At 29.8% G+C, this 24962-nt stretch carries 25 protein-coding genes; 21 read left to right on the top strand and 4 right to left on the bottom strand.

Annotated features, from left to right (window positions below; genetic code table 11):
• Positions 1-162 precede the first annotated feature (162 nt).
• The 18 genes from AC0L3M_RS11965 (at position 163) to AC0L3M_RS11880 (ending at position 20250) form a co-directional block, all read left to right on the top strand.
• Positions 163-2124 carry a polysaccharide biosynthesis protein gene (locus AC0L3M_RS11965; protein ID WP_473430901.1) on the top strand — a complete coding sequence of 654 codons (1962 nt, stop codon included), beginning with the start codon at positions 163-165 and terminating at the stop codon, positions 2122-2124.
• Positions 2125-2137: 13 nt separating this feature from the next.
• On the top strand, positions 2138-3436 hold the full coding sequence (locus tag AC0L3M_RS11960; RefSeq protein WP_473430900.1) for a UDP-glucose dehydrogenase family protein: 1299 nt from the start codon (positions 2138-2140) through the stop codon (positions 3434-3436).
• Positions 3437-4426, top strand: coding sequence for a UDP-glucuronic acid decarboxylase family protein (locus AC0L3M_RS11955; protein ID WP_473430899.1), 990 nt, complete (start codon positions 3437-3439; stop codon positions 4424-4426).
• A gap of 6 nt (positions 4427-4432) precedes the next feature.
• Positions 4433-5677 carry a sugar transferase gene (locus AC0L3M_RS11950; RefSeq protein WP_473430898.1) on the top strand — a complete coding sequence of 415 codons (1245 nt, stop codon included), beginning with the start codon at positions 4433-4435 and terminating at the stop codon, positions 5675-5677.
• Complete coding sequence (locus AC0L3M_RS11945; RefSeq protein WP_473432506.1) at positions 5620-5841, top strand: sugar transferase; 222 nt, start codon at positions 5620-5622, stop codon at positions 5839-5841. Before AC0L3M_RS11950 ends, AC0L3M_RS11945 begins: the two co-directional genes overlap by 58 nt.
• 2 nt (positions 5842-5843) lie before the next feature.
• A complete protein-coding gene (locus AC0L3M_RS11940) occupies positions 5844-6620 on the top strand; it encodes a glycosyltransferase family 2 protein (protein WP_473430897.1) in 777 nt (258 codons plus the stop codon).
• Positions 6621-6946: 326 nt separating this feature from the next.
• Positions 6947-7192, top strand: coding sequence for a hypothetical protein (locus AC0L3M_RS11935; protein WP_292942504.1), 246 nt, complete (start codon positions 6947-6949; stop codon positions 7190-7192).
• A gap of 3 nt (positions 7193-7195) precedes the next feature.
• Entirely contained in the window at positions 7196-7948 is a 753-nt protein-coding gene (locus tag AC0L3M_RS11930) for a GLPGLI family protein (protein ID WP_473430896.1), read from the top strand.
• Positions 7949-8033: 85 nt separating this feature from the next.
• Positions 8034-8747, top strand: coding sequence for a GLPGLI family protein (locus AC0L3M_RS11925; protein WP_473430895.1), 714 nt, complete (start codon positions 8034-8036; stop codon positions 8745-8747).
• 42 nt (positions 8748-8789) lie between these two features.
• The gene (locus tag AC0L3M_RS11920) at positions 8790-11468 is read left to right on the top strand and encodes a TonB-dependent receptor (protein WP_473430894.1); all 2679 of its coding nucleotides are present in this window, start codon (positions 8790-8792) and stop codon (positions 11466-11468) included.
• A gap of 378 nt (positions 11469-11846) precedes the next feature.
• Positions 11847-12137, top strand: a complete 291-nt coding sequence (locus AC0L3M_RS11915) for a hypothetical protein (protein WP_473430893.1) — start codon at positions 11847-11849, stop codon at positions 12135-12137.
• Positions 12138-12223: 86 nt separating this feature from the next.
• A complete protein-coding gene (locus tag AC0L3M_RS11910) occupies positions 12224-13093 on the top strand; it encodes a GLPGLI family protein (protein WP_473432505.1) in 870 nt (289 codons plus the stop codon).
• 659 nt (positions 13094-13752) lie between these two features.
• The gene (locus tag AC0L3M_RS11905) at positions 13753-15006 is read left to right on the top strand and encodes a hypothetical protein (protein ID WP_473430892.1); all 1254 of its coding nucleotides are present in this window, start codon (positions 13753-13755) and stop codon (positions 15004-15006) included.
• A gap of 1035 nt (positions 15007-16041) precedes the next feature.
• The gene (locus AC0L3M_RS11900) at positions 16042-16692 is read left to right on the top strand and encodes a hypothetical protein (RefSeq protein ID WP_473430891.1); all 651 of its coding nucleotides are present in this window, start codon (positions 16042-16044) and stop codon (positions 16690-16692) included.
• A gap of 65 nt (positions 16693-16757) precedes the next feature.
• A complete protein-coding gene (locus AC0L3M_RS11895) occupies positions 16758-17588 on the top strand; it encodes a GLPGLI family protein (protein ID WP_473430890.1) in 831 nt (276 codons plus the stop codon).
• 5 nt (positions 17589-17593) lie between these two features.
• Complete coding sequence (locus AC0L3M_RS11890) at positions 17594-18718, top strand: carboxypeptidase-like regulatory domain-containing protein (protein ID WP_473430889.1); 1125 nt, start codon at positions 17594-17596, stop codon at positions 18716-18718.
• Positions 18661-19470: a hypothetical protein gene (locus tag AC0L3M_RS11885; RefSeq protein ID WP_473432525.1), complete on the top strand. Its 810-nt coding sequence runs from the start codon at positions 18661-18663 to the stop codon at positions 19468-19470. The genes AC0L3M_RS11890 and AC0L3M_RS11885 overlap by 58 nt, the downstream gene beginning before the upstream one ends.
• 3 nt (positions 19471-19473) lie before the next feature.
• Positions 19474-20250 carry a hypothetical protein gene (locus tag AC0L3M_RS11880; RefSeq protein ID WP_473430888.1) on the top strand — a complete coding sequence of 259 codons (777 nt, stop codon included), beginning with the start codon at positions 19474-19476 and terminating at the stop codon, positions 20248-20250.
• Positions 20251-20345: 95 nt separating this feature from the next.
• Here the strand turns inward: AC0L3M_RS11880 and AC0L3M_RS11875 are convergent, their stop codons facing one another.
• Both AC0L3M_RS11875 and AC0L3M_RS11870 read right to left on the bottom strand, forming a co-directional pair.
• Positions 20346-20723, bottom strand: a complete 378-nt coding sequence (locus AC0L3M_RS11875) for a helix-turn-helix domain-containing protein (protein WP_473430887.1) — start codon at positions 20721-20723, stop codon at positions 20346-20348.
• An 11-nt stretch (positions 20724-20734) separates the two neighbouring features.
• Entirely contained in the window at positions 20735-21031 is a 297-nt protein-coding gene (locus tag AC0L3M_RS11870; protein WP_473430886.1) for a type II toxin-antitoxin system HigB family toxin, read from the bottom strand.
• A gap of 204 nt (positions 21032-21235) precedes the next feature.
• On the opposite strand from AC0L3M_RS11870, the gene AC0L3M_RS11865 reads away from it, so the two are divergent.
• Together AC0L3M_RS11865 and AC0L3M_RS11860 are read left to right on the top strand one after the other, a co-directional pair.
• Positions 21236-21778: a Riean_0653 family protein gene (locus tag AC0L3M_RS11865; RefSeq protein ID WP_473430885.1), complete on the top strand. Its 543-nt coding sequence runs from the start codon at positions 21236-21238 to the stop codon at positions 21776-21778.
• Between the two features lie 85 nt (positions 21779-21863).
• A complete protein-coding gene (locus AC0L3M_RS11860) occupies positions 21864-21989 on the top strand; it encodes a hypothetical protein (protein ID WP_473432504.1) in 126 nt (41 codons plus the stop codon).
• A gap of 48 nt (positions 21990-22037) precedes the next feature.
• On the opposite strand, the gene AC0L3M_RS11855 is transcribed toward AC0L3M_RS11860, so the two are convergent.
• Positions 22038-23345: a phenylacetate--CoA ligase family protein gene (locus tag AC0L3M_RS11855; protein WP_473430884.1), complete on the bottom strand. Its 1308-nt coding sequence runs from the start codon at positions 23343-23345 to the stop codon at positions 22038-22040.
• 112 nt (positions 23346-23457) lie between these two features.
• Here AC0L3M_RS11855 and purD point away from each other — a divergent pair, with 112 nt between their 5' ends.
• The gene (purD, locus tag AC0L3M_RS11850; protein WP_473430883.1) at positions 23458-24729 is read left to right on the top strand and encodes a phosphoribosylamine--glycine ligase; all 1272 of its coding nucleotides are present in this window, start codon (positions 23458-23460) and stop codon (positions 24727-24729) included.
• Between the two features lie 3 nt (positions 24730-24732).
• Here the strand turns inward: purD and AC0L3M_RS11845 are convergent, their stop codons facing one another.
• On the bottom strand, positions 24733-24960 hold the full coding sequence (locus AC0L3M_RS11845) for a DUF6341 family protein (RefSeq protein WP_473430882.1): 228 nt from the start codon (positions 24958-24960) through the stop codon (positions 24733-24735).
• Between the last annotated feature and the right edge of the window lie 2 nt (positions 24961-24962).

Below are 24962 nucleotides of genomic sequence, written 5' to 3'. Positions count from 1 at the left end.
ATGCCTTATGCAATGATATCACTTATACTTCTTAGTAACAGTAGCGAAAAAAATATAATAATTTTTAAAAGTTATTTTCGGTTTTGATTCTAGTAATAGATTGATATATTTCTCTATTATAGATTAATTTAAGATATTTACACTCTTTTATAGCTACACATAATGTTTAAACAATTAAAACAAGCTTTATTTCAAGTTTTAGAATCTAGTCAGAAAAAGATAGATTTTAAAAATGTAAATTACTTACCAAGGTGGGCAATACTTTGTTTTGATAGTTTCATTTTAGTAATTTCTTTATTTTTTACTAAGATTATTGTAAGCAAAATTAAAAATGCAGCTTTTTTTAATTTAGGATTTTCAAAAGAGGAGCTTTTAATAGTTGTAATTAATGTCTTATTTTTTATACTATTTAGGACTTATGCTGGCCTGATAAGGCACTCAACTTTTATTGATGCTGCTAAGTTTTTCCTAGCGTCTATAGCTACATTGCTTTCGTCCTTAGCATTATACTACGGTTATTTTTATTTGGTTGGAGACGAGTTGTTTTCAATTCCTCAACTGTTTATATATTCCATCGTATCTTTTTGTGGTTTATTTTTATTCAGGATTTTGGTTAAACAAGTCTTTGAAGTTTACCAACGTTACAATGATGAAGAAGCAAGACTAAATGTTTTAATTTATGGTACCAGTGAAAATGCAATAGCAATAGCAAGTGCATTAAAATCGGAAAAACCTTCGCGATACAAGGTTTTAGGATTTATTGATAAGGATGGTAAAAATAAAAGTAAAGAAATATTAGGTCTACCAATTATTTATTTAAAACGTAAAACAGCTGTATTACTTAGGATATATAATGCACAAGCACTTATTATAGCAGATAGCTCCTTAACAAAAGAGGAAAGTATTAAAATTGTTGATAGCTGTTTAGAGTTTAACTACAAGGTTTTTAGGGCGCCTTTAATTTCCGATATAGAAAAAAACACTACACTGTCTAATCAAATTCAAAAAATACAAATTGAAGACATTTTAGAGAGAGAACCAATACAGTTAGATAACAAGTTAGTTGCAAAAGAAATTTTTAATAAATGTATTCTAGTTACAGGTGGAGCAGGTTCTATTGGAAGCGAAATTGTTAGACAAGTAGCTAGCTATAAACCTAGTAAACTATTGATTTTTGATCAAGCAGAATCGCCTTTATACGAAATTCAGCAAGAAATTAAACATGATTTTCCAGATCTAAACTTCGAAGCAATTATAGGAGATGTAAGAAAAGTAGATGTTTTAGAAGATGTTTTTAAAAAATATAACCCACAAGTAGTTTATCATGCAGCAGCATACAAGCATGTGCCATTAATGGAAAAACACCCATCGGAAGCTATTTTTGCTAACATAATGGGATCAAAAAATGTAGCGGATTTATCTTATAAATTTAAATCAGAAAAATTTGTCATGGTCTCTACAGATAAGGCTGTTAACCCAAGTAACGTAATGGGAGCCTCAAAACGTATTGCCGAGATTTATGTCCAAGCTTTACAGGTTAAAGCTATGGCAGATCCTAAAAACAAAACTAACTTTGTAACCACTAGATTTGGAAATGTTTTGGGTAGTAATGGCTCTGTTGTACCATTATTTAAAAGACAAATTGAAGAAGGTGGACCTTTAACAATAACGCATCCAGATATTATTAGATATTTTATGACCATACCAGAAGCTTGCCAATTAGTTTTGGAAGCAGGTGCAATGGGTAATGGTGGAGAGATTTTTATCTTTGATATGGGAGAAGCTGTTAAGATAATTGACTTGGCTAAAAAAATTATCCGTTTAGCAGGTTTTGTGCCTTATAAAGATATTGATATTAAAGTTGTTGGATTACGACCAGGAGAAAAGTTGTATGAAGAGCTGCTAAGCGATAAATCTACAACATTGCCTACTTACAATAGCAAAATCATGATTGCCAAAGTAGATAACTGTACTCATACAGAAATTAACAAAGATGTAAATGAGTTATTTATTTTAGCTAAAGAAGACAATAAAAATGAAATCGTAAAAAAAATGAAGGATATTGTACCTGAATTTTTAAGTATGAATTCTGATTATGAGGTTTTTGATAAAAAGATAGTTTAAAAGAAAAAAACAAATGAAAATAGCAGTAATTGGTACTGGTTACGTTGGTTTAGTAACAGGAACTTGTCTAGCCGAAACAGGAAACGAAGTACTTTGCATTGATATAGATCAGGAAAAAGTAAAACAAATGCAGTCTGGAAAGGTGCCGATTTACGAGCCTCATTTAGATGTATTATTTGAAAGAAACATTAAAGCTAATAGGCTTAAATTTTCTACTAGTTTAGAAGAAGGATTGGAGCATGGAGATATCATTTTTCTTGCATTACCAACGCCAGAAGATGAAGATGGATCTGCAGACCTTAAATATATTTTAGGTGTAGCAGATAATATTGGAAAGTTAATAAAGGACTATAAAGTCATCGTTGACAAAAGTACAGTACCAGTAGGTACATCTGATAAAGTTAAAGCAGCCATATCTAAAAATGCAAGAGTAGATTTTGATGTTGTTTCTAATCCAGAGTTTTTACGCGAAGGATTTGCTGTAGACGATTTTTTAAAGCCAGAGCGTATCGTTGTTGGTTCAAGTAGCGATCGTGCAACTAAGCTTATGGAAAAACTATATAAACCATATGTAAGATCTGGAAATCCAATTATTGTAATGGATGAAAAGTCTGCCGAACTTACAAAATACGCTTCCAATTCGTTTTTAGCTGCCAAAATAACCTTTATGAATGAGATTGCTAACTTTTGCGAAAAAGTAGGAGCAGACGTAGATAAAGTTAGAATTGGTATGGGAACAGACTCTCGTATCGGAAAACGATTTTTATTTCCAGGGATTGGATATGGTGGCTCATGTTTTCCTAAAGATGTAAAAGCATTACATAAGTCGGGATTAGATAATAATTACGATTTTAAAATTTTAGACGCAGTTATTAATGTCAATGCTAGACAAAAACTAGTATTAATTCCTAAGATAGAATCTCATTTTAATAATGATTTAAAAGGGAAAAATATAGCTGTTTGGGGATTAGCATTTAAACCAGAAACGGATGATATTAGAGAAGCTCCAGCATTATATATGATAGACGTATTGTTAGAAGCAGGATGTAATATTACAGCTTTTGATCCAGAGGCTATGCCAAATGTTAAACGTAAATTAGGTGATAAAATTAACTTTGCAGATAGTATGTATGAAGCATTAAATAATGCAGATGCGTTAGTTATATCAACAGAATGGAGTATTTTTAGAACACCAGATTTTAGTAAAATGAAACAATTAATGTCCTCGTTTTCAATTTTTGATGGTCGTAATCTATATGACGTAAAAGATGTAGAAAATGAAGGATTTAAATATGTGTCAATAGGAAGATAAATGAGTCAAAAAAGAGTTTTAATTACTGGAGCAGCAGGATTTTTAGGATCACACTTATGTGACCGTTTTATAAATGAAGGTTATTTTGTTATTGGTATGGATAACTTTATAACAGGAGATCCTAAAAATATAGCACACCTGTCTTCAAATGCTAATTTTCTTTTTATACAACATGACGTTACCAATTTTATAAATATAGAAGGTGACCTAGATTATATTTTACATTTTGCTTCTCCTGCAAGTCCAATAGATTATCTTAAAATACCTATTCAAACACTAAAAGTAGGTAGTTTAGGGACACATAATTTATTAGGTTTGGCTAAAGCTAAAAATGCAAGGTTACTTATTGCTTCTACATCAGAGGTTTATGGTGACCCATTAGTGCATCCACAGACAGAGGATTACTATGGTAATGTTAATACCATTGGACCAAGAGGCGTGTATGACGAGGCTAAACGTTTTCAAGAATCTATAACTATGGCGTATCATAGGTTTCATGGATTAGAGACACGTATTGTCCGTATTTTTAACACTTATGGACCAAGAATGCGACTTAACGATGGACGTGTAATTCCTGCTTTTATGGGACAAGCATTGCGTGGTGAAGACTTGACCGTATTTGGTGATGGTGTGCAAACGCGCTCATTTTGTTATGTGACAGACCAAGTTGAAGGGATTTATAGACTGCTTTTAAGCGATTACGCAAACCCAGTTAATATTGGTAATCCACATGAAATTACCATTAAAGATTTTGCAGAAGAGATTATTAAATTAACAGGCACAACGCAAAAAGTAATATATAAAGATTTACCTGTCGACGATCCCATGCAACGTCAACCAGACATAGCATTGGCTAAAAAGTTGTTAGGTTGGGAGCCTAAAGTAGGTCGTGCGGAAGGAATGAAAAAAACCTATGACTACTTTAAAAACTTAACGCAAGCAGAGCTTCATAAAAGCGAACACAAAGACTTTTCAAATTATAATAAGTAATTTTTTATGGAGTATAAACGCGGAAGGTACTCTTGGTTACTTAGACCTGCATTAATCATTTTTGACCTAGTTGTCATCAATGTACTTGCGTTTTACTTTTTTAACTTTAATCAATCAAGTCTTTACTATTTTGATATAGATATATTGAATAACAAACACTTTTTGTATGTGGTGTATTCAATATTTTTCTGGATGATATCGACGTCTTTATTGCGATTTTACGAAGTCTATCGTTACACCTCAAGTATTAACATTATATCCTTAATTATAAAGCAATTTTTAGCTTTTGGTATTATCGTATATGCCTTTATAGGTGCTTTTAGAAGCATAGATACACCTGCATTTACAACACTTAAATACTTACTACTTTCATTTTTAATTATAAGTACTGCAAAACTAGTTAGCTATTATATTTTAAAATCGTATCGTTCCTTTTTAAAAGGTAATGTTAGACGTGTTGTTATTATTGGAAAGGATGAAGGTGCACAAGAGTTAAAACAATTATTTACTAAACGCAAAGAATTAGGGTATACCATTAAAGCGACCTTTGCAAATACAGATGCTAAAGGGTTTACAGGAAATATTTCAGATAGTTTTCAATTTTTATCTAACGATAAAAGTATTGACGAGATTTATTGCGCAATTGATGAACTAACTGAGAAGCAAGTCAATGATTATGTAAAGTATGCCGAGATTAATCATTGTAATATAAAGTTTATTCCAAGATCCAGCAAATTACTAACTAGTAGATTAAAAACAGATTATTATAATTACCTACCTGTATTGTCAATGCCAGAGGTAACATTAAATAATGATTTTAATAAATTTATTAAACGCATTTTTGATGTTGTTTTTTCATCACTTATTATAATTTTTATCTTATCATGGCTAGTCCCATTATTGTTTATTGTTATAAAATTAGAATCTAAAGGACCTTTGTTTTATAAACATACACGTAACGGAATTAATTATAAAGAGTTTGATTGTTATAAGTTTAGATCATTAAAAACTAATAAAACTATTGCAGGAACCTATATCACCCAAAATGATAAACGAGTAACTAAAATTGGTAAGTTTTTACGTAAAACTAGTTTGGACGAGTTTCCGCAATTTTACAATGTATTAAAAGGTGACATGAGTGTTGTTGGTCCCAGACCACACATGCTATCTTATACAGATGACTATTCAAAAAAATTGACAAGTACAATTTTATATTTAGACACAACGTTAAGCCTGGCGTTACAGGATTAGCCCAAGTTAAAGGTTATAGAGGTGAAATTAAAAATGACGAAGACATAATTAACCGTATTAAATATGATAATTTTTATATCGAAAATTGGTCACTAGTCTTAGATATTAGAATCATTTTTCAAACCATGATAAACGTTTTTAAAGGTCAAAAAGAAGCCTACTAAACATGAAACCATTAGTCTCTATAATAACACCAATGTATAACTCAGAAGCTTTTATAGATCAGACTATAAAAAGTATTTTGTGTCAGACGTATACTAATTGGGAGTTATGGCTAATAGACGACTGCTCAACAGATAATACCATTGCATTAGTAAAAAAATATGTTGCTATGCATGACAATATTCAATTACTATCAAATGCAACTAATGCAGGCGCAGCAATATCCAGAAATAAAGGTATTGATGCATCACTAGGCGATTTTATCACGTTTTTAGATGCAGATGATTTGTGGATGCCTAATAAATTGGAAGTTCAAGTTAATGTTATGCTAACTCAAAATTGTGATGTAAGTTTTAGTAGTTACAAACAGATTAATGAGGCAGGACAATCATTAAACAAGTTAGTAAAAGCATTACCACAACTCAGTTACAAAAAATATTTAAAAACCAATTACATTGGTAATCTTACCGGAATGTATAATGCTAAAACTTTAGGCAAAATAAAAGCGCCTAACCTGCGTAAAAGACAGGATTGGTTACTATGGTTGTCTGCTATCAAAAAGTCCGGTAAACCTGCTCTAGGCATCCAAGAGCCATTAGCATATTATCGTGTCAGAGCAAACTCTATCTCTTCTAATAAATTAGAGTTATTAAAGCATAACTATTGGGTGTATAAAAAAGGCTTAGGATTTTCAACAATAAAATCCATATACAGCATGGTTATTTTTATTTACGAACATTTTTTTGTTAAGTCAAGACTAATTGTATCTACTAAACAGTAGTTTATACACTGTATTTTGCTAAATATTTGATTATGTGTGGTTTTAACCACAACACAAAATGAGTAAAATATGCTACTTTCGATAAGGCGCAAAAAAAACGCTTAAAAAACTGTTGTTTTATTTTTTTAAACTTAGCTTCGATTTGTTAATAGTAAAATAGTTAAACTTTGTCGATTTTAACTACTAGCTAGAGACACAAGATTTATCTTTAACAAGCGCTTGTTTTTTATTTTTTTCGACTACTTATTACAAATTTAATAGCGAAAATTAACTTAATTAATAATCTACCAGTTTAAACAATGTGCTGTTTTAAAATTTTAGAAAGTATGAAAAAAGTATTAGGATTAACTTTTGTGGCTTTATTTATGATGAGTACGACATCGTCTAATTTTAAAAAAATTGAAGACCCATCGTTTAATTATGATCATTGTTTTGCTGGTGCTGAAGGTTATGAAGCCTTAGGCGTTTCTTTGGGTCTTGATGCTGAGGCTGCTTATGCAGTAGGAAACACTTATTTTGATAAGTGTGTTTTAGAAGTAGATTTTATTGCTGGATCTTATTGGAGTCAATAAATTATGAATAGAACAAGCTATATTATTTTCATTTTTCTATTGGTGGCAAATTCTTATGCTCAGCAAAGTTTAACCGTTGATTATAAAATAACTTTTAATAGTCAAAAAGTAGAAAATGACACCATTAAAAAGCACTTAAATAAAATTGAGGATGCGCCAGAAGTGGTAAAAACCTATAGTAAGGGAATAGCATTATTAAGCTCGATAAAAATGATTTTAAATGCTAATCAAAATTCAGCAGTTTTTACTGGAGTAAATCAAATGGATAATGATGTTAATCCGTTTGAGTCTAAACTTGCTAAAATCATGTCTGAACTTGAAACCAAGTATTATTATAACATCAAACCTAATGAATGCAAAAAGTGGTTTAAATTTTTAAATAAAAAATACATTTATAAGGATTCTATTAGTATTAAAAATTGGAAGATTACAAACCAAAGTAAAACAATTGATAAGTACGTCTGCTATTTAGCAACAACAGATTATGTTGAATATGTCAATGGAAAAAAGCAATTGCATAAAGTATCAGCTTGGTTTGCACCAGAAATACCATTTAGATTTGGTCCAAGAGGATTTTATAATTTACCAGGATTAATTTTAGAATTAAATTTTAAAACTTTAATTTATACTGCTACTCAAATAAAATTTCATAAAAACAGTCAGGAGCTTGAAAAAACACCAAAAGGCGAATTTATTTCTAAAAAAGAATTATCTCATAAAATAGCTAAACTTAAAGAAGAAAGAAGGAATAATTAATGGCTAAAATTCAAAAAAATAAAAATAAACAACAAGAATTTAGTTTTAATATTTAAGGCGTTTTAAACAGTTTCAATTTTTAGTTATGAAATATATTTTAATATTCCTACTATGTTTTGCTTATCAAGGGATTAGTCAAAACAAAATTAATAAGGTAACCTACAACAGAGTAGTAAACCTTGAGGCTATAAAAGAAAATTTAAAAAGTGACTTTTCTGAGTCCTCATTAAAAAAAATAGTTGAAGATGCCGATAATTATAAACATCTTAGTTATAGCTTACTATTTGATGCAAATCAATCCTACTTTTCTTTAAATGACATTAAAATAACTTTAGATTCAGACAACGAACAAAACGAGTTAAATAAAATTATAAAAAGAGTAAAACACCAAAAGTATTACGTTAATCTAAAAGAGAACAAAACATTGTATGCAATGACAATGGGAGGCGAAAAACTTTTGGTTGTAGATAGCACAAAGCAACTAAATTGGAAGTTGACTAAAGACTATAAAAAAATTGGCGATTATACTTGTTTTAAAGCACAACTATTAAATGGCTCAGAGGTTTTGGCTTATAAAGATGGTATGGCTATAGAGGCATGGTATACACCACAAATACCAGTACCTTTTGGTCCACTTCAGTTTGAAGGTCTGCCTGGATTAATCTTAGAAGTAAATGTAGGTAATAACACTTATTTTGCTTCAGAAATAAAATTTGATGTAGACCACAAAATAGAGCAACCAACCGAAGGAAAAGAGGTACAACGAAAAACTTTTTTTCTGAAATTAAAGCTAATTTAGAAGCTAGAATAAAACGAGCAAAGCAATCTAGACAATAAAGCTATGTTAATTAAACATTTAGTTTTGATTTTAGTAATGTCAATTAGTGTAGCTCTACAAGCACAAACCATTACCTTGCAAGGTAAAGTATCAGACAGCTTGCAACAACCCTTGCAATATGCTAATATTTTGGCAGTTCCAGTTGCAGATAATATTGACGTTACGTTTGCAATTACTAACCAAGATGGTAATTACAAATTACAATTAGAAAAAAATCAAAATTATACCGTTACAACAAGTTATTTAGGGTTTTTACCTAACGTCGAAGATGTTAATTTAGACAAAGACACCTCCAATAACATCATTTTAAAAGAAAATTTAGACCAATTAGACATGGTCACTATTACATACACTCCACCAATGGTGGTCAAAAAAGACACCATTGTTTATCTAACAGATAAATTTGTAACAGGCGAAGAACGTAAACTTAAAGATGTCCTTAAAAAATTACCAGGTGTAGACGTGGATCGTAGCGGTAATGTCACAGTTAATGGTACTAAAGTCACTAAAGTTTTAGTAGAAAATAAAACCTTTTTTACAGGAGACAGTAAACTAGCTGTTAATAATATTCCTGCAGATGCAGTAGATAAAGTTGAGGTTTTAGACAATTACAATGATGTCGCAATGTTAAAAGGCTTGCAAGATAGCGATGACATGGCTTTAAACATTAAGTTAAAAGAGGACAAGAAAAAATTTATGTTTGGAGATATTGAAGCTGGAGCAGGCATAAAAGACCGTTACGTAGTACATCCAAGTATTTTTTATTACAGCCCTAAAACCAATGTAAACGTTATTGGTGATCTTAATAACACTGGTGTCAAAAGTTTTACTATTAAAGATTATTTAGAGTTTGAAGGAGGTATTGGTAAATTGTTAAGCGATTCAGGAAACTATTTTAAACTATATCGCAGTGATTTTGCCCAATTTTTAGACAATCAAGATTATAAGTCTAGTACCAACCAATTTGGCGCCTTTAATATCAGGCAATCCATTAACCAGGTTACAGATTTAAGCGCTTATGCGATTGTTAATAACGAAAAAAATACCACTGCAAGTAATACCATAAATACCTATCAAAATATTGACCAACCATTTACAGAACAACGTTTTGCTAATAATACGTTGGATAATTTTTTTACCATAGGAAAAGTAACTTTAGAGTATAAACCAACCATAAAAGAAGATCTAAATATAAATACCGTAATAAAAGTAACCAACAATAAAGGTTTAGGAGTAATAAATACGATTAATCCATCACAGGATAATACTATTAGCACAACTAACAATGTTACAGGATTAAATCTAAAGCAAAACTTTAGTTATAGCAGGAAGTTATCCAAAAATCACACCGCAACTTTACAAAGCATATATAATTTTAAAAATGATCAACCCATTACTAATTGGCTAACCAATCAGCAAATATTACAAGGTTTAATACCCTTGCAAATAGATGTAAATTATAATATACAACAGACTAAAACGGTAAAAACCAATAGCGTAAATACCATTTTAAAAGACTATTGGGTACTAAATAATTTTAATCATTTATATACGTCTTTGGGTGTTAATGCAGCATTTAATAGTTTTAATACTCAAGATTTACAACAACTTAGTGATGGGACTATTAACAATTTTGAAACCGCAGGATTTAATAATCAGTTGCATTATAATTTAATGGATACTTATTTAGGCTTAGAGTACAAGTTTCAAATAGGGATTGCAACATTTAAGCCTGCAGCTTATCTTCATTTTTATAATTGGCAGGCTAATCAATTGTCTCATGGTATAAGTAATTCTAAAACAGTACTATTACCTCAATTTACTAGTAATATCGAGTTTAGTAATTCCGAAAAAATAGATTTTAAATATAAGCTTAACGCTACTTTTCCAACAGTAAACAGGATTGTAAATAATTTTGTTTTAAATAATTTTAATAGTGTGTTTAAAGGTGACGCAAACCTAAGTAATACATTATACCATACTGCAAGTGTAAGTTATAGGAGATTTAGTTTGTTTAGAGGTTTAAATTATAGTCTGATTACAACTTATAATAAACGTGTAAAAAGCATAAAAAATACAATACAGTTGCAAGGTATCGAGCAGTTTAGCACACCAGTAATGTTTGATCAACCAGAGCAAGCGCTTAGTGTGTCTGGTCGTTTTTCTAAAAATATTAAAAAGCTAAAGCTGAAATTTAATTCTAGATGGAGTTATAATGATTACTATCAAATTGTAAATCTAAATACTAGTTTAAACAGTTCTAAAAACTTTAATAATACACTAAGCCTAGAAACTAATTTTAAAAACCATCCTAATATTGAGGTTGGTTATAAGCACGCGACTAGTAATTACAAATCTAGAGGAAATCTTACTCAATTTTTAAATACCAGTTTTTTTACCAATTTGGAGTATGATTTTTTAAACGACTTTATTTTTAAAGCAGACTACAGTTTAGATACCTTTAATAACAAAACAACAAATAACACCAATCAATTTGATATGGCTAATGCCAGTTTGTTTTATCAAACCGAAGATAGTCCTTGGGGTTTTGAGGTTAGTGCAAGTAATATGTTTGATGTCAAATTTAGACAAACCAATAACTTTAGTAACTTTTTGATTCAGGATAGTAAAACATTTGTTTTACCACGTATTATCATGTTTAAAGTGATTTATAAATTGTAAAAAAAATTGATTTTTATAATTTTAATATGCTTAAAAACAGATAGGTGAGGTTTTAACCACAACACAAAATGAGTAAAATATGCTACTTTCGATAAGGCGCAAAAAAAACGCTTAAAAAACTGTTGTTTTATTTTTTTAAACTTAGCTTCGATTTGTTAATAGTAAAATAGTTAAACGTTGTCGATTTTAACTACTAGCTAGAGACACAAGATTAATCTTTAACAAGCGCTTGTTTTTTTATTTTTTCGCCAACTATTAATTTAATAGCGCCAACTATTAATTTAATATCGACTAATAACTTAATTAATAATCAACCAGTTTAAACAATGTAATTGGTTTAAAATTTTAGAAATTATGAAAAAATAATTGACAGTTGTTATGATGTTTTTTGCGCTAGCCAGTTTGGCAAATAACTCTATAAGAAACGAAGACATTAAGTCCAAAACTAGCAGTCTTGAATTAACAAACCAGAAGTTACTTAACATAGTAATGACTAATGTTGATCAACGATATATTGCTCTTTGTTATGTAACTATTACAAACCATGAAACAGGAGAAACAAGAAAAATTTATGGTATGGGTACTGGATCATCACCAAGCGTTGCAATGTCTAATTGTGGATCTAATGCATATGGTAATGCACAGTCTACAATTGGTGGTCTACAATAAAAAAACTTATATTAAAAGTAAACTTGGAGGTTAGTTTATTATTAGAACTAACCTCCAAAATTTTTTAGTTAAATTATGATAAAAAAATATTTATATTAACAATTATAATTCTATTTGAATTAAATGTTTATGCACAACAAGACTCTATAAGTGTTTACCAAGTACAATATGATAGAAGTTTAACCGTAGAGGCAACTCAAAATACATTACATGGCGTTTATGAGTTAACTACTTTTATTGAGTTTGAAAAATCACTATTTCAAAGAAAAACCCCATATAAAAACACAGATAAACTTGTCATGGATGATGACGATGACACTGCTTTTATATACACACCATCAGATAAAAATGTGAGTGTAGTCTTTAAAGATTACAATAATAATAGTTTTTACAATAAACATGAAATAGCCTACAAGTATTTTGTAGTCAGAGACAGCCTAAACATCTATAATTGGACTATTTTAAGCGATAGTAAAGAGATTTTAGGCTTTAAATGTCAGTTAGCTACTATGGATTTTAGAGGAAGACAATATGAAGCGTGGTTTACACCAGAGCTTCCTATTGGTGGTCCATGGAAGTATGATGGATTACCAGGAATGATTTTAGAGATTAAATCATTAGATAATTTTATAGTTTTCGAAGCATTTAATATAAAAAACGCAAAAATTAATTTAGACACTATTGAAAACCCACTTAATATAAAAAAAGCACTTACATGGGAAGAATTTAAAGCTTTATACAAGAAAAAAGCTATTGAACTTATTAGCTATAAACCAAATGAAAATGCAGTTGGTGTAGAATCTTCTAGAGGAGGTATTGAAAACTACATAGACCAAGATGACGAGGAATATAATAAAGCTTTAAAAAAATACATAAATCGCAACAATAACATATTCATTGTATCAATTTTGAATAACTACACAAATAAACTTATTTATCTCTTATTTTTTTCTTAATTATAGTTATGCTCAAACAATAAGCGGAACTGTATTTGACAGTATAGGTAATCCTATTAAAGCCAATATATTAATAAAGGATCCTAATAAAAAAGAGGTCATAAGCGAGTTTATAATAGCCCAAAAAGGCATATTTAGTCATAAACTTAAAAAAGAATATAGTACTAATGGTCTTTTATTGGAAGCTACTGCTATTGGTTATAGTACATATGAAAAGTTTATAAAACCTATCGAACTAAAAAAACATAGATTTTAATATTACCCTTTCAAAGGAAAAAGTAGAAAAACTTGATGAAATTTTTTTAGAAAGTAGAAAAAGACCGTATGCAATAAAAAATGATACTGTAGTCTATAATGTAGATTCTTATAGTGATGGTACAGAAAGAAAAGTAGAAGATTTATTAAAAAAAATACCTGGAATTGAAATAAGCGACGATAGTAACATAATTAAATACAGAGGTAAAAGTATTGAAACCGTTACTATAGAGGGAGACAACTTATTTGATTATAATTACAGTATAGGTACTAAGAATATTAATATTGATTTAGTTAAGGAGATTGAAGCTATAGAAAATTATTCAGAAAATAAGCTGCTAACGGATATTGAAAACAGTGATAAAGTAATATTAAATTTAAAGTTAAAAGAAAATAAAACGGATTTGTCAGTAAATACAGATATAGGGTTGGGAGATTTTCCTGATGCAAGTAAAACGCCCATAAATTTATCTAGTAATCTATTATCTATTAATAAAAAACAAAAATCATTTTTAGTAAGCACATACAATAACGTGGGTGAAAATGCTTCCCCTTTTAACTACTCAGGCAATCAATTTAATTTAGAGCAATTAAAAGAAAATCAATATTTAGCTAAGCAAATTATACCAGAATTATACTTGCCTCAGGTAACAAAAAATAATCTTTCAAATATTAATAATCAACTATTTGGCAACTTAAATAGTGTTTTTACACTTTCAGATAAAATAAAAACAAAAATTAATCTATATTATATTTCTGATAGAGTTAGGAGTAATCAACTCTCTGAAAGTAACATCAGGATTAATAATCAAGAGTTTTATACATTTGATAATAAATTAATTGAAAAAAAACCTATTCAATACCGAGGAGATATAGAATTAAAATTTAATACTTCTAAAACTTCTTTACTCGAATATAATTTAAGTTTAAGAGATGAATCTATTAATACAAACGCTTCTATCTTATCAAATCAAGAAAATGATTTTAGATCATTTTTACAATCAATTAATACGTTTCTAAAACAGAATCTTGATTACACTAAAAAGTTATCAAAAAAAGAAGCCTTACAAATCAAAATCACAAATACAACAAACATTTTAGGTCAAAACTTTAATATTCAACCATCAACTTTAAGTAGCCTAGCGTTTGGTAATGACATTCAAAATAATAATACAAAAAAGCAAAACACCTCTTTAAAGGCTCTTTTACTTGGAAAAGGAATAAAGAATAACAAATATAGTATTGGTTTTGGATTTAAATTGAATAATGAATCCTTCAACTCTAATTTGTTCAGTCAAGATAATACTCAAATAGTAACTATAGATAATGGTACAAATAATTTAAATTACAGAAAGAATGTCTTTTATACCAATGGTTCATATAATTGGCGTTTGGGTAAATTTACGATAACACCAAATTATGCTTTAAAGTATATAGATCAAATTTTAGAAAAAGAATTTTCATTATCAAAATCTAACCATTTTGTTTTTGAGCCTTCAATTACCATAGCATACAAAGTTGATAGAACTTCTTTTTTTAATTTAACTTCAGGTTTAAATAATAACACTTCATCTTTACAGTATTTGTTTACTAATCAAATATTAATTGATAACAGAATAGTAAAAAAACACACCAAATATATCGTTGCAAAAAAATAAAACTATAAATCTATTTTTTTCAAAAAACGACCTATTTAATCAGTTAGAATTATATTTAGGAGCAAGTTATACTAAACAAAAAGGTAATATTTTTAATAACGTATCAATTACTGAAAATACAACAGAAATCGAAAATTTCTTTCTCCCAAAAAACACAGAAAATATTGCTTTTAATTTGAATTTTTCAAAATTAATAACCCTTTTAAAAACCAACGTAAAGCTAATTTCTAACTATTCAATTTTTAACTTTAAAAACGTAGTTAATAATTCTGGATTAAGAAGCAATAAAAGTATTTTTTCTTCTAATAGTATTTTTTTAAAACAGTATTTAATTTACCCTTTAATTTAGAGAATAAAACCACGTATCTTTTGCAAGAAACTAAGAATACAAGTACATTTCTTAATAAGTCTATAGAGAACAATTTAAAATTAATTTTTACACCTAATAAAACAATATCAGGTACAATTTCTTATGATTATTTTATTCCTTCTCTTAAGAATAAAAAGAACAATTACTCGTTTTTAAATTCTGAATTAATTTTCAAGCCAAAAAATAAAAATTGGCTATTAAATGTATCTGGTGTTAATTTGCTAAATCAAAACTATTTTATTCAAGAAAATACGACTGATATTTCAAATAACGCCTTTCGCGTTAACTTACTCAAAAGATATTTTTTAATAAATTTCACTTACTCTTTCTAAAATTTTAATTTAGACAAACCAATAACTTTAGTAGCTTTTTGATTCAGGATAGTAAAACATTTGTTTTACCACGTATTATCATGTTTAAAGTGATTTATAAATTGTAAAAAAAATCGATTTTTATAATTTTAATATGCTTAAAAACAGATAGGTGAGGTTTTAACCACAACACAAAATGAGTAAAACACGCTGTTTTCGATAAAGCGCAAAAAAATAAGATTATAAACATGGTGTTTTATAAATTTATATCTAGTTTAGAATTGTATAAGAAAAGTAGGTTACTTTTTTAGTCAAGTAAACTACCAATTTGGGGCAGTTTTAAACCTAAAACACATGAAATATATATACATAATTTTCGTAGTATTAATTACCAATCCATTTTTAATAGCTTCAAAAAAAACGGACACAACCAAAACGTGGAAATTTATCTATCAATCCAGTATTACAGCTACAGATAATTTCAAAATACCTACTATTAAAGTTAAATCTACTTGTTTTACAGATCAAAAAATTATTCTTGTAGAATCTAAAATAATTAATGATGATATGGCTTTTACTTCGTTTGACACGGAATCTGAATTGGTACTAATTGATATTAACACAAAAATAGCTTACACACTTAATCAGGACTTAACGGTAAAATCAATAGAAAAAATATTGACAGAATTAATAGAGCCAGAATCAATAATAGAATCTAAAAACACGAAGTTAAATTTAAGCACCTCAACTTTTAATATTAAATCGTCAGAAGCAACTGTAACAACTTGCAAAACGTTAGGTAATTATATAACAATTGGTGTATTTATAAAAAACACAGATGGTGGTTTAGTTGGCTTTACTAAAAGCAATAGTAAAAACACATCTAAAACACTACTAACTAATATCGAGGAAGCAAAATTTTCATTTTCAAAATATTACGAAATTATTAAAAATAATCAACCAATTGACAAAAATAGTCTTAAGTCATTTAGCTTTTTTAAATAATTTGCATTGTAAGTTAACATAACTATCGCCAAATAATTGATAATTAACTTCATAAAACACATATTATGAAAAAAATTTTACTACTACTGTTTTGTGTTGGAACTTTCTTTACAGCAAGTGCTCAAAATAATGAAGAAATAAATACTCCAGAAACTGTAGGCAACCAATACCAAATAGAATACACAGTTAATTTCAATACTTATATTCCGCTTTCTAAAAAAGGAATTTTAATCCCATATTTAAAAGATAATAAGTCCAATTATTACGAAATGCCTTTTGATGAAGATAATGCAACAAAAGACGAAGCGGATGATTCGGAAATAAATGAAACTATTGTTGTTGGTAAAAAAAATGTTATAAAACGAAACTTTACAAACCTTAATACAAATAAGCTATCATCTACAGAGACTATAACGTTTGACAACAGTTTGTATTTAGTAACGGAAGCACTCCCAAAACTAGATTGGGATCTAAGCCATCCAGATACCCTTAAAATTGGCACATATATGTGCAATAAAGCAACCACAAGTTTTAGAGGTCGAAAATATATAGCATGGTACACTAATGACATCCCAATTACTTTTGGACCATGGAAGTTTCATGGATTACCTGGACTAATTTTAGATATGTATGACCAAACACATAAATACGAATGGATTGTCACTAAAATAACTAAAAAAACGATTAATGAAAAGATACTTAATCAAGACAAGCACGATGTAAACATTAGTTTAGAAGCATTTGTAGCGTTAAGAGAAGAGGTGTTTAATACAAAGATGAATAACTTTAAAAATAATCTAAAATCTAGACAAGACAGAGGGACAAATGTCTCTGTAGATACCTTTAATACAAGACAAGGACGTGAGTTGTTGTTTGAATGGGAAGACAAAAAATAATAATATTGAAAAAACTAATTTTCATAACGTTATTGTTAGTGTTCCAAACCATTGGCTTTTCGCAGTCAACATTGTCTGGAAAGGTCTCAGATAGTAATGGCAGCTTATATTCCGTTAGCATAACTATAAAAGATACGTTAACTAATCGTATTTTAAATTACACATATTCAGACAACAACGGAAACTATACATTGGTTACCAAAAACCAAGGTCAGTTTAATATGGTTTTTAAAGCGTTAGGCTATAAAACCAAAACAATCCCTTTAGTATTAGATGGCACTCAAACTAATAAAACTATAAACGTAGTTTTAGAAGAGCAACCTTTTACATTAGATGAGGTTGTTATAAAATCAGAACGTCCAATGGTAATAAAAAAGGATACCATAACCTTTAAAACTAAATACTTTACAAGAGGAAATGAACATACAGTCGAGGATTTACTAAAAGTAATACCAGGTTTAAATATAGACAGTGAAGGCACTATAAAAGTTGGTAATAAAGAGATTGAAAAACTAATGATTGATGGTGACGATTTATTTGAAAAAGGGTATAAATTATTATCCAAAAATATGCCTGCTTATCCTATTGAAACGGTCGAGGTGTTACAAAACTACTCCAACAACCATTTGCTAAAAGACATAGAAGTAAGCGATAAGGTAGCTTTAAACTTAAAATTAAACGATAAGTCAAAACGCATTTGGTTTGGTAATTTGGAGGCTAATGTTGGTAACGATAGTTTTTATCATTACAAGGCTAATTTGATGAATTTTGGTAAAAAAAATAAATACTACTTTTTAGCCAACGCCAATAGTATTGGTTATAATGCTACAGGAGATATACAGCAATTAATTAAACCTTTTAGACTTAATCAGCCAGCAAGTATAGGAGATAATCAATCGGTAAGTAATTTAATAGGCTTATCGGCTTCCGATTCTAATTTTAAAAAAGAACGCACCAATTTTAATAATGCCGAGTTGATATCGCTAAATGCCATATTTAATCCATCTGATAAGTTAAAGATTAAAACTTTAGGCTTTTTTAATTGGGATGAAACCTCTTTTTTAGAAATCAAGTGGATAATATTACCACAAATACCAACAGTTTTACCAACACAGAAAATTATAAGCTGAATAATAAAAAGCAATTGGCTTTTGGAAAGGTGGATTTGATCTACAAGCCTTCTAACACTAAAATGTTAGAGTCTACCACAAAGTACAATAATGGTAATTATAATAATGATGCTAATTTAGTATTTAATGGTGTGTCTACACTCCAAAATTTAGAACAAAACACTACTTTTTTTGATCAAAAATTAAACTATACTAATAAATTTAAAGACCAAAAGGTAATGTTACTTACAGGTCGTTTTATAACTGAAAAAAAGCCACAAAACTATACTATAAATCAGTTTTTGTATCAAGATTTATTTCCAGAGTATAGCACTGCAAACAATATCTTTCAGGTTAGTAATAACCAAATGCAGTTTGTTGGTGTAAATGCGCATATTTTAGATCGTAAATCAAATGGTCATTTATTGGAGTTGCAACTTGGTAACCAGTTTAGAGAAGATAAATTAAACACCAGTTTTACACTGTTAGAAGATAATGTATCGCTACATCAGCCAATAGAGTATCAAAATCAGACTAAATACCAGGTTAACGATATCTATTTTAAAAGCAAATACAGGATAAAACTTGATAATATTGCATTAAGTGGTAACCTTGAAGCGCATCAGCTGTTTAATACTGTACATAGTAACAATGTATCTACGCAACAAACCCCTTTTTATATTAATCCAAGTGTTGGTGCAGAGTGGACAATAAATAGTAATAATAAAATACAAACCACTTATAGTTACAATACGGCTAATGCCAAAGTGTAAGACGTGTACAGTAATTATGTGTTAACAGGATTTAGATCTTTCACTAAAGGAACAAATACGTTTAACCAATTAAAAGCCTCTAGTGTGATGCTTAATTATCAATTGGGTAATTGGGCAAATCGGTTTTTTGCAAACACCTTGGTGCTATATACTAAAAACCATGATTTTTTATCAACCAACACGCTAATCAATCAAAACTACACACAAACCCAGAAAACACTTATTAAAGACAGTCAGTTTTTTACCATTAATACCAAGTTTGATTACTATTTTAAGTTTATGTCATCTAACCTAAAGTTAGATTTAGGGTATACTAAAAACGAATTTAAAAATGTCGTAAACAATTCTAATTTAAGAACAGTGGTGTCTAATAATTATAATTATGGATTAGAATTACGGTCTGCTTTTAAAGGGTTTTTTAATTACCATATTGGTACTGCTTGGACAACCAATAAAATTGAAACCTTTGCTAATAGTAAGTTTACTAACAATCAATCTTTTTTAGATCTTAACTTTATCTTTAATAAAAAGTTTGATGCAAAAGTAAAAACGGAACGTTACCAATTTGGGAGTTTAGAGACGGATAATACCTATTATTTTTTAGATTTTGAAACACAATATAAGTTGATTGATAAAAAACTAACGCTAGGCATAACTGGTAAAAACTTATTTAATACCAAACGTTACACTAGTTTTTCTATTAGCGATTTAGGGTCTTCAACTACAGAAGTTATATTGCTACCACGCATGGTACTTTTAAAAGCAGAATATAGATTTTAACCTACAATCCAGACCTAAACTGTTTTAGTTTAGTCTAAACCCAAATTTAAAATCCGTGTCAATAACGGTCTTATATATTGCTAGAAGCGTGCAAATTAATGGTTATTTTTTGTAAGTTGATAGTTATTTACTAAAACTGAAGCTGAGATTTGAAGTTTTTGTTCCAATTCTCTAATCATATCGACAGTCAATCTTTTCTTTCGGTTCAGAATTTCGGATACTCGACTTTTTCCACCAATTATTCCAACCAAGTCTTTTTGGCGCATATTCAATTCTTCCATTCTAATTTTTATCGCCTCGATTGGGTCTGGCGCTTCAATTGGATAATGTTCGTTTTCATAATTATCAATAAGCAAAGAAAGTATTTCCGCTTCGTCTCCATCTTTTGTGTCAATTGGAGCATCAAAAATCATTTCCAAACGCTTTAGTGCGTTTCGGTAATCTTTATCAGATTTAATTGGTTTCATGTTCATAGTCTTAATTTTTAAATAGTGTCTGCATTTATTTTGTCATATTCAGCGTGTGTACCAATAAACCTAATAAATGCCCATTGCCTTTCATAATTAAACTTTACAATCAGTCGATATGAATTCCCTTTAATGTTGAAAACTACTCGACTATCTTTAAGAATACTTGCGTTGATGTAAGTTTGCTTTACATCATTTGGTGAAAACCATTTGGCACTCTTGGCTGTATCATACCAAGTTTTCAAATACTGTTCAGAATCAGTGTGTTTTTCCCAATATTCCCGAAGTGTACTTTTTGCAATTATTCGTTTCATTTGCTCAAATATTATACAAATATATGAAAAGTTCTCGAATAACGAACAATTTACAAATTTTCTTTATAATAAAGGGTCACATATTTTATGTACCTATTGCCAAATAATAAGCTAAAATAATTTAACTGTCCATATTAAAATTTACGGTTTTTACCACAGCAAATAGTATAAAACTGTGACTATCTTTATAAAAAAAACAAAACGATGAAAAAACTACTCTTACTTCTAACAATTATAACAACATTAAGTTGCTGTAACAACGATGACGACAACACACCCACAAACCCAATAGACCAATTACCACCTGCAACACAAACAGGAGAGCAAACCTTTGGTTGCTTAATTAACGGAGAACCTTTTGTGCCACCAAGTTTTGGTAATAACGCACCAAGTGCTTTTTACCAATTTGTGGGTGGTGCTTATACATTTAATATTAGCGGTAGTAAAGGAGGTGGTTCATCCTTACAATCTATTTCTATAGGTGGTATTGATGTCAATCAATTACAAGAAATTACATACTCTCTATATGAAGAAAGTCAAAATAATCATTATGGCGAATATAATATTGGAGGAGGAATTACTTTTAGCGGAGCATCAACTACAGAAAACCCAGGAACTCTAACCATAACAAATTTCGACCAAGATAATTTTATAATATCTGGAACTTTTGAGTTTACCGTTTTAGACTACGATGATAACGAAATAAATATAACAAATGGTCGCTTCGATATGAACTATACTAACTAATTTAAAACTACCAACTATGACTTGACAGTAAAATTAAAACAGAAAGGCTACTATTAGATAGTAACCCTTCACAGGAGAACTAACTATTACCAAATTAGATTTCATTAATAATATCGTATCAGGCACATTCTGGTTTGATATTGAAAACCCATACACTGGAGAAACCGTTGAAATACAAGAAGGTCGTTGTGACACTTTATTTACACAATAGCAAAAAAAACCTAGCGTTAACTAGGCTTAAACTAAATACCAATTGTAACTACAATCCAGACTTAAACTGTTTTAGTTTACCACTAACTTCCCGTTCCAAAACAGTTTTCTGCTCAAAAATTAATTTTAAATTAGGTTCCAAATATTTATCTACAGCTAATTGTACAGCCTTTTGCTGAGGTTGGCTTAACGCTTCGGTAGAAACATAGTCAATTTTAAAGGTATCAATTTCAATTTGTTCGACTATAAATTCTTTTACATTCACGTCTTTGGTCATGACGGTTTTAGTCACATAATAAAAGGTTAAACCTGCTGCAATTTTTCCGCTTGGAAGCGTAATAAAATCACTGGTACGTCCTGTTAGAGAGTCTAAAATTGGACGTTGTAATGTGCTTTTAGTGGACAACTGTCCTAAATCGCCAAGCTCATAACGTATAAAAGGGTGTGCACGATTATATAAATCGGTGACCACAATTTTACCAGGTTGACCATAAGGGACTGGTTGGTTGTTGTTGTCTAAAATTTCGACATATAAATGGTTGGTATTTACTATCCAATTGTCGTGTTGGTCCTCAAAAGCAATAAGCCCTAATTCGGCTGCGCCATATTCATTTACAATAGGAATATTAAATTGTGTTTCAAGCAGTTTTTTATCATCATCAAATAGCATTTCAGAGGTGACAATACAAACAGTTAATGTGGGACAAACGTCTTTTAAAACAATATTATTTCGTTTTAAAAACTTTGCAAATTGTACGATAGCACTAGTGTAACCGTTAATGTAATTAAATTTTGTACGTTTAAATTTATGTAATACTTTATTTAAAGCAGCATCACTTAAATCAAACACCGAAAACCTAAAACGGTTACCTAACCAATCCTTTAAACGTTCTTTATAATACCCATTGGTATCTAACGGAATGCCATAAAAACGTGCTTGTTTAGAGGTGTTTAAATCTATATTAAACCAACTATAACGTTGCATAAATGTCACCCAAGTCATGGCATGCGCAAAATTGTCTTTAGCAAACTCAAAAGGGGTTCCGGAAGATCCTGAGGTTTTATGCTTATGTACGGTTTTTAAAGTATACTTATCGGATAATCTATTAGCTAAAGGTTGTTGCAAGTTAGCTTTGGTTAACACAGGTAAGGCACTCCAATCTTTGGTGTCAATACCTTGACATAAAGTGTTGTAAAATGGTGTGTGTTCTAAATGAAACGCAACAATGGCTTGTAATTGCTTACTTAGGTAATTAGCATAATCAGCTTGTGTAAACCCATCAATAATAGCTTGTGTTTTTTTAGCTTCATTAACAGGAAATCCTTTTAACCGTAAAGACCATTCAAATTGTTTCAATGCAATAGATTTTCTGTAAAATAAAGAAATAAAAAACTATTGGATTTAAAGTCAATCAAATTCTTTTAAATAATTATTTTTGTGGAAACAACAACAACACAACATTACTACAATGAATATTTTAATTTTAGGATCAGGAGGAAGAGAACATACAATTGCATGGAAGCTTAAACAAAGCCCAAAATGTAGCTCGCTTTTTGTAGCACCAGGAAACTCTGGTACAGCACAAATAGCTAAAAATGTACCTGTTAGCGTAACCGATTTTGAAGCCATAAAAGAGGTGGTTTTAAATAATAAAATTACTATGGTAGTGGTTGGTCCTGAAGATCCTTTAGTATTAGGTATTCATGATTTTTTCTTAGCAGATAACGCGCTTAAAAACGTAGCGGTAATTGGACCACAACAAGCAGCTGCAACTTTAGAAGGTAGTAAAGAGTTTGCCAAAGAGTTTTTGTACAGACATAACATACCAACAGCAGCTTACCAAAGCTTTAATAAAGACACTGTGGAAGATGGTTACGCGTTTTTAGAAACCTTAAATCCTCCATTTGTGCTTAAAGCAGATGGATTAGCAGCAGGTAAAGGGGTTGTTATTTTAAATGATATTGATCAGGCTAAAGCCGAATTAAAAAGCATGCTTGTGGATGCTAAGTTTGGGCAAGCTAGTACTAAAGTGGTTATCGAAGAATTTTTAGACGGAATAGAGTTAAGTTGTTTTGTGCTAACCGATGGTAAAAATTATAAAATCTTACCAACTGCTAAAGATTACAAACGTATTGGCGAAGGTGATACAGGTTTAAATACAGGCGGAATGGGAGCAGTGTCTCCTGTACCTTTTGCTAATCAAGCCTTTTTGGATAAAGTCGAAGCGCAAGTGGTTAAACCAACGATTGCTGGTTTGCAAAAAGATAATTTACCTTATAAAGGGTTTGTATTTATTGGGTTGATAAAAGTAGGAGATGAGCCTAAGGTTATCGAGTATAACGTGCGTTTAGGTGATCCAGAAACAGAAGTCGTATTACCAAGACTTAAAAACGATTTAGTTGAGGTTTTTCAAGCAATTGCTAACCAAACGTTAGATCAAATTACTATTGAGGTAGACCCAAGAGCAGCAACTACAATTATGTTAGTATCTGGTGGTTATCCTGAAGCTTATGAAAAAGGAAAAGTAATTTCAGGTCTAGAAAATATTGAAGACTCTATCGTGTTTCATGCAGGCGCACAAAACAAAGATGGTGGTATTGTAACCTCAGGTGGTCGTGTTATGGCAATAACTAGTTATGGCGATACGTACCAAGAGGCCATAAAAAAATCTTACCAAAGTATAGATAAACTAAACTTTGATAAGATGAATTATAGAAAAGATATAGGTTTTGACCTATAAGTTTTATAAATATGAGTGTGAAGAGATACTTTTATCTTCTTCGTTGTTAGCTGCGTAACCTTTTAATTGTAACATCCAATAAACAAACGCTACAAATCCAATGATGATAAATATCCATGACATAAAGTTTGCTGCCCACCAGTTTTCTAGTTCTAAGGCTCTTAATGCGTCATAAGGAGCAAATAATACGTCAACAAAAAGGCTTGCTATAGCTTCAAAAAAATCTTTCATAA

The organism is Olleya sp. KJ81-1, from assembly GCF_055808135.1.
Note: the sequence above shows the minus strand (reverse complement) of the source record. Positions and strands in the feature narration are given on the sequence as shown.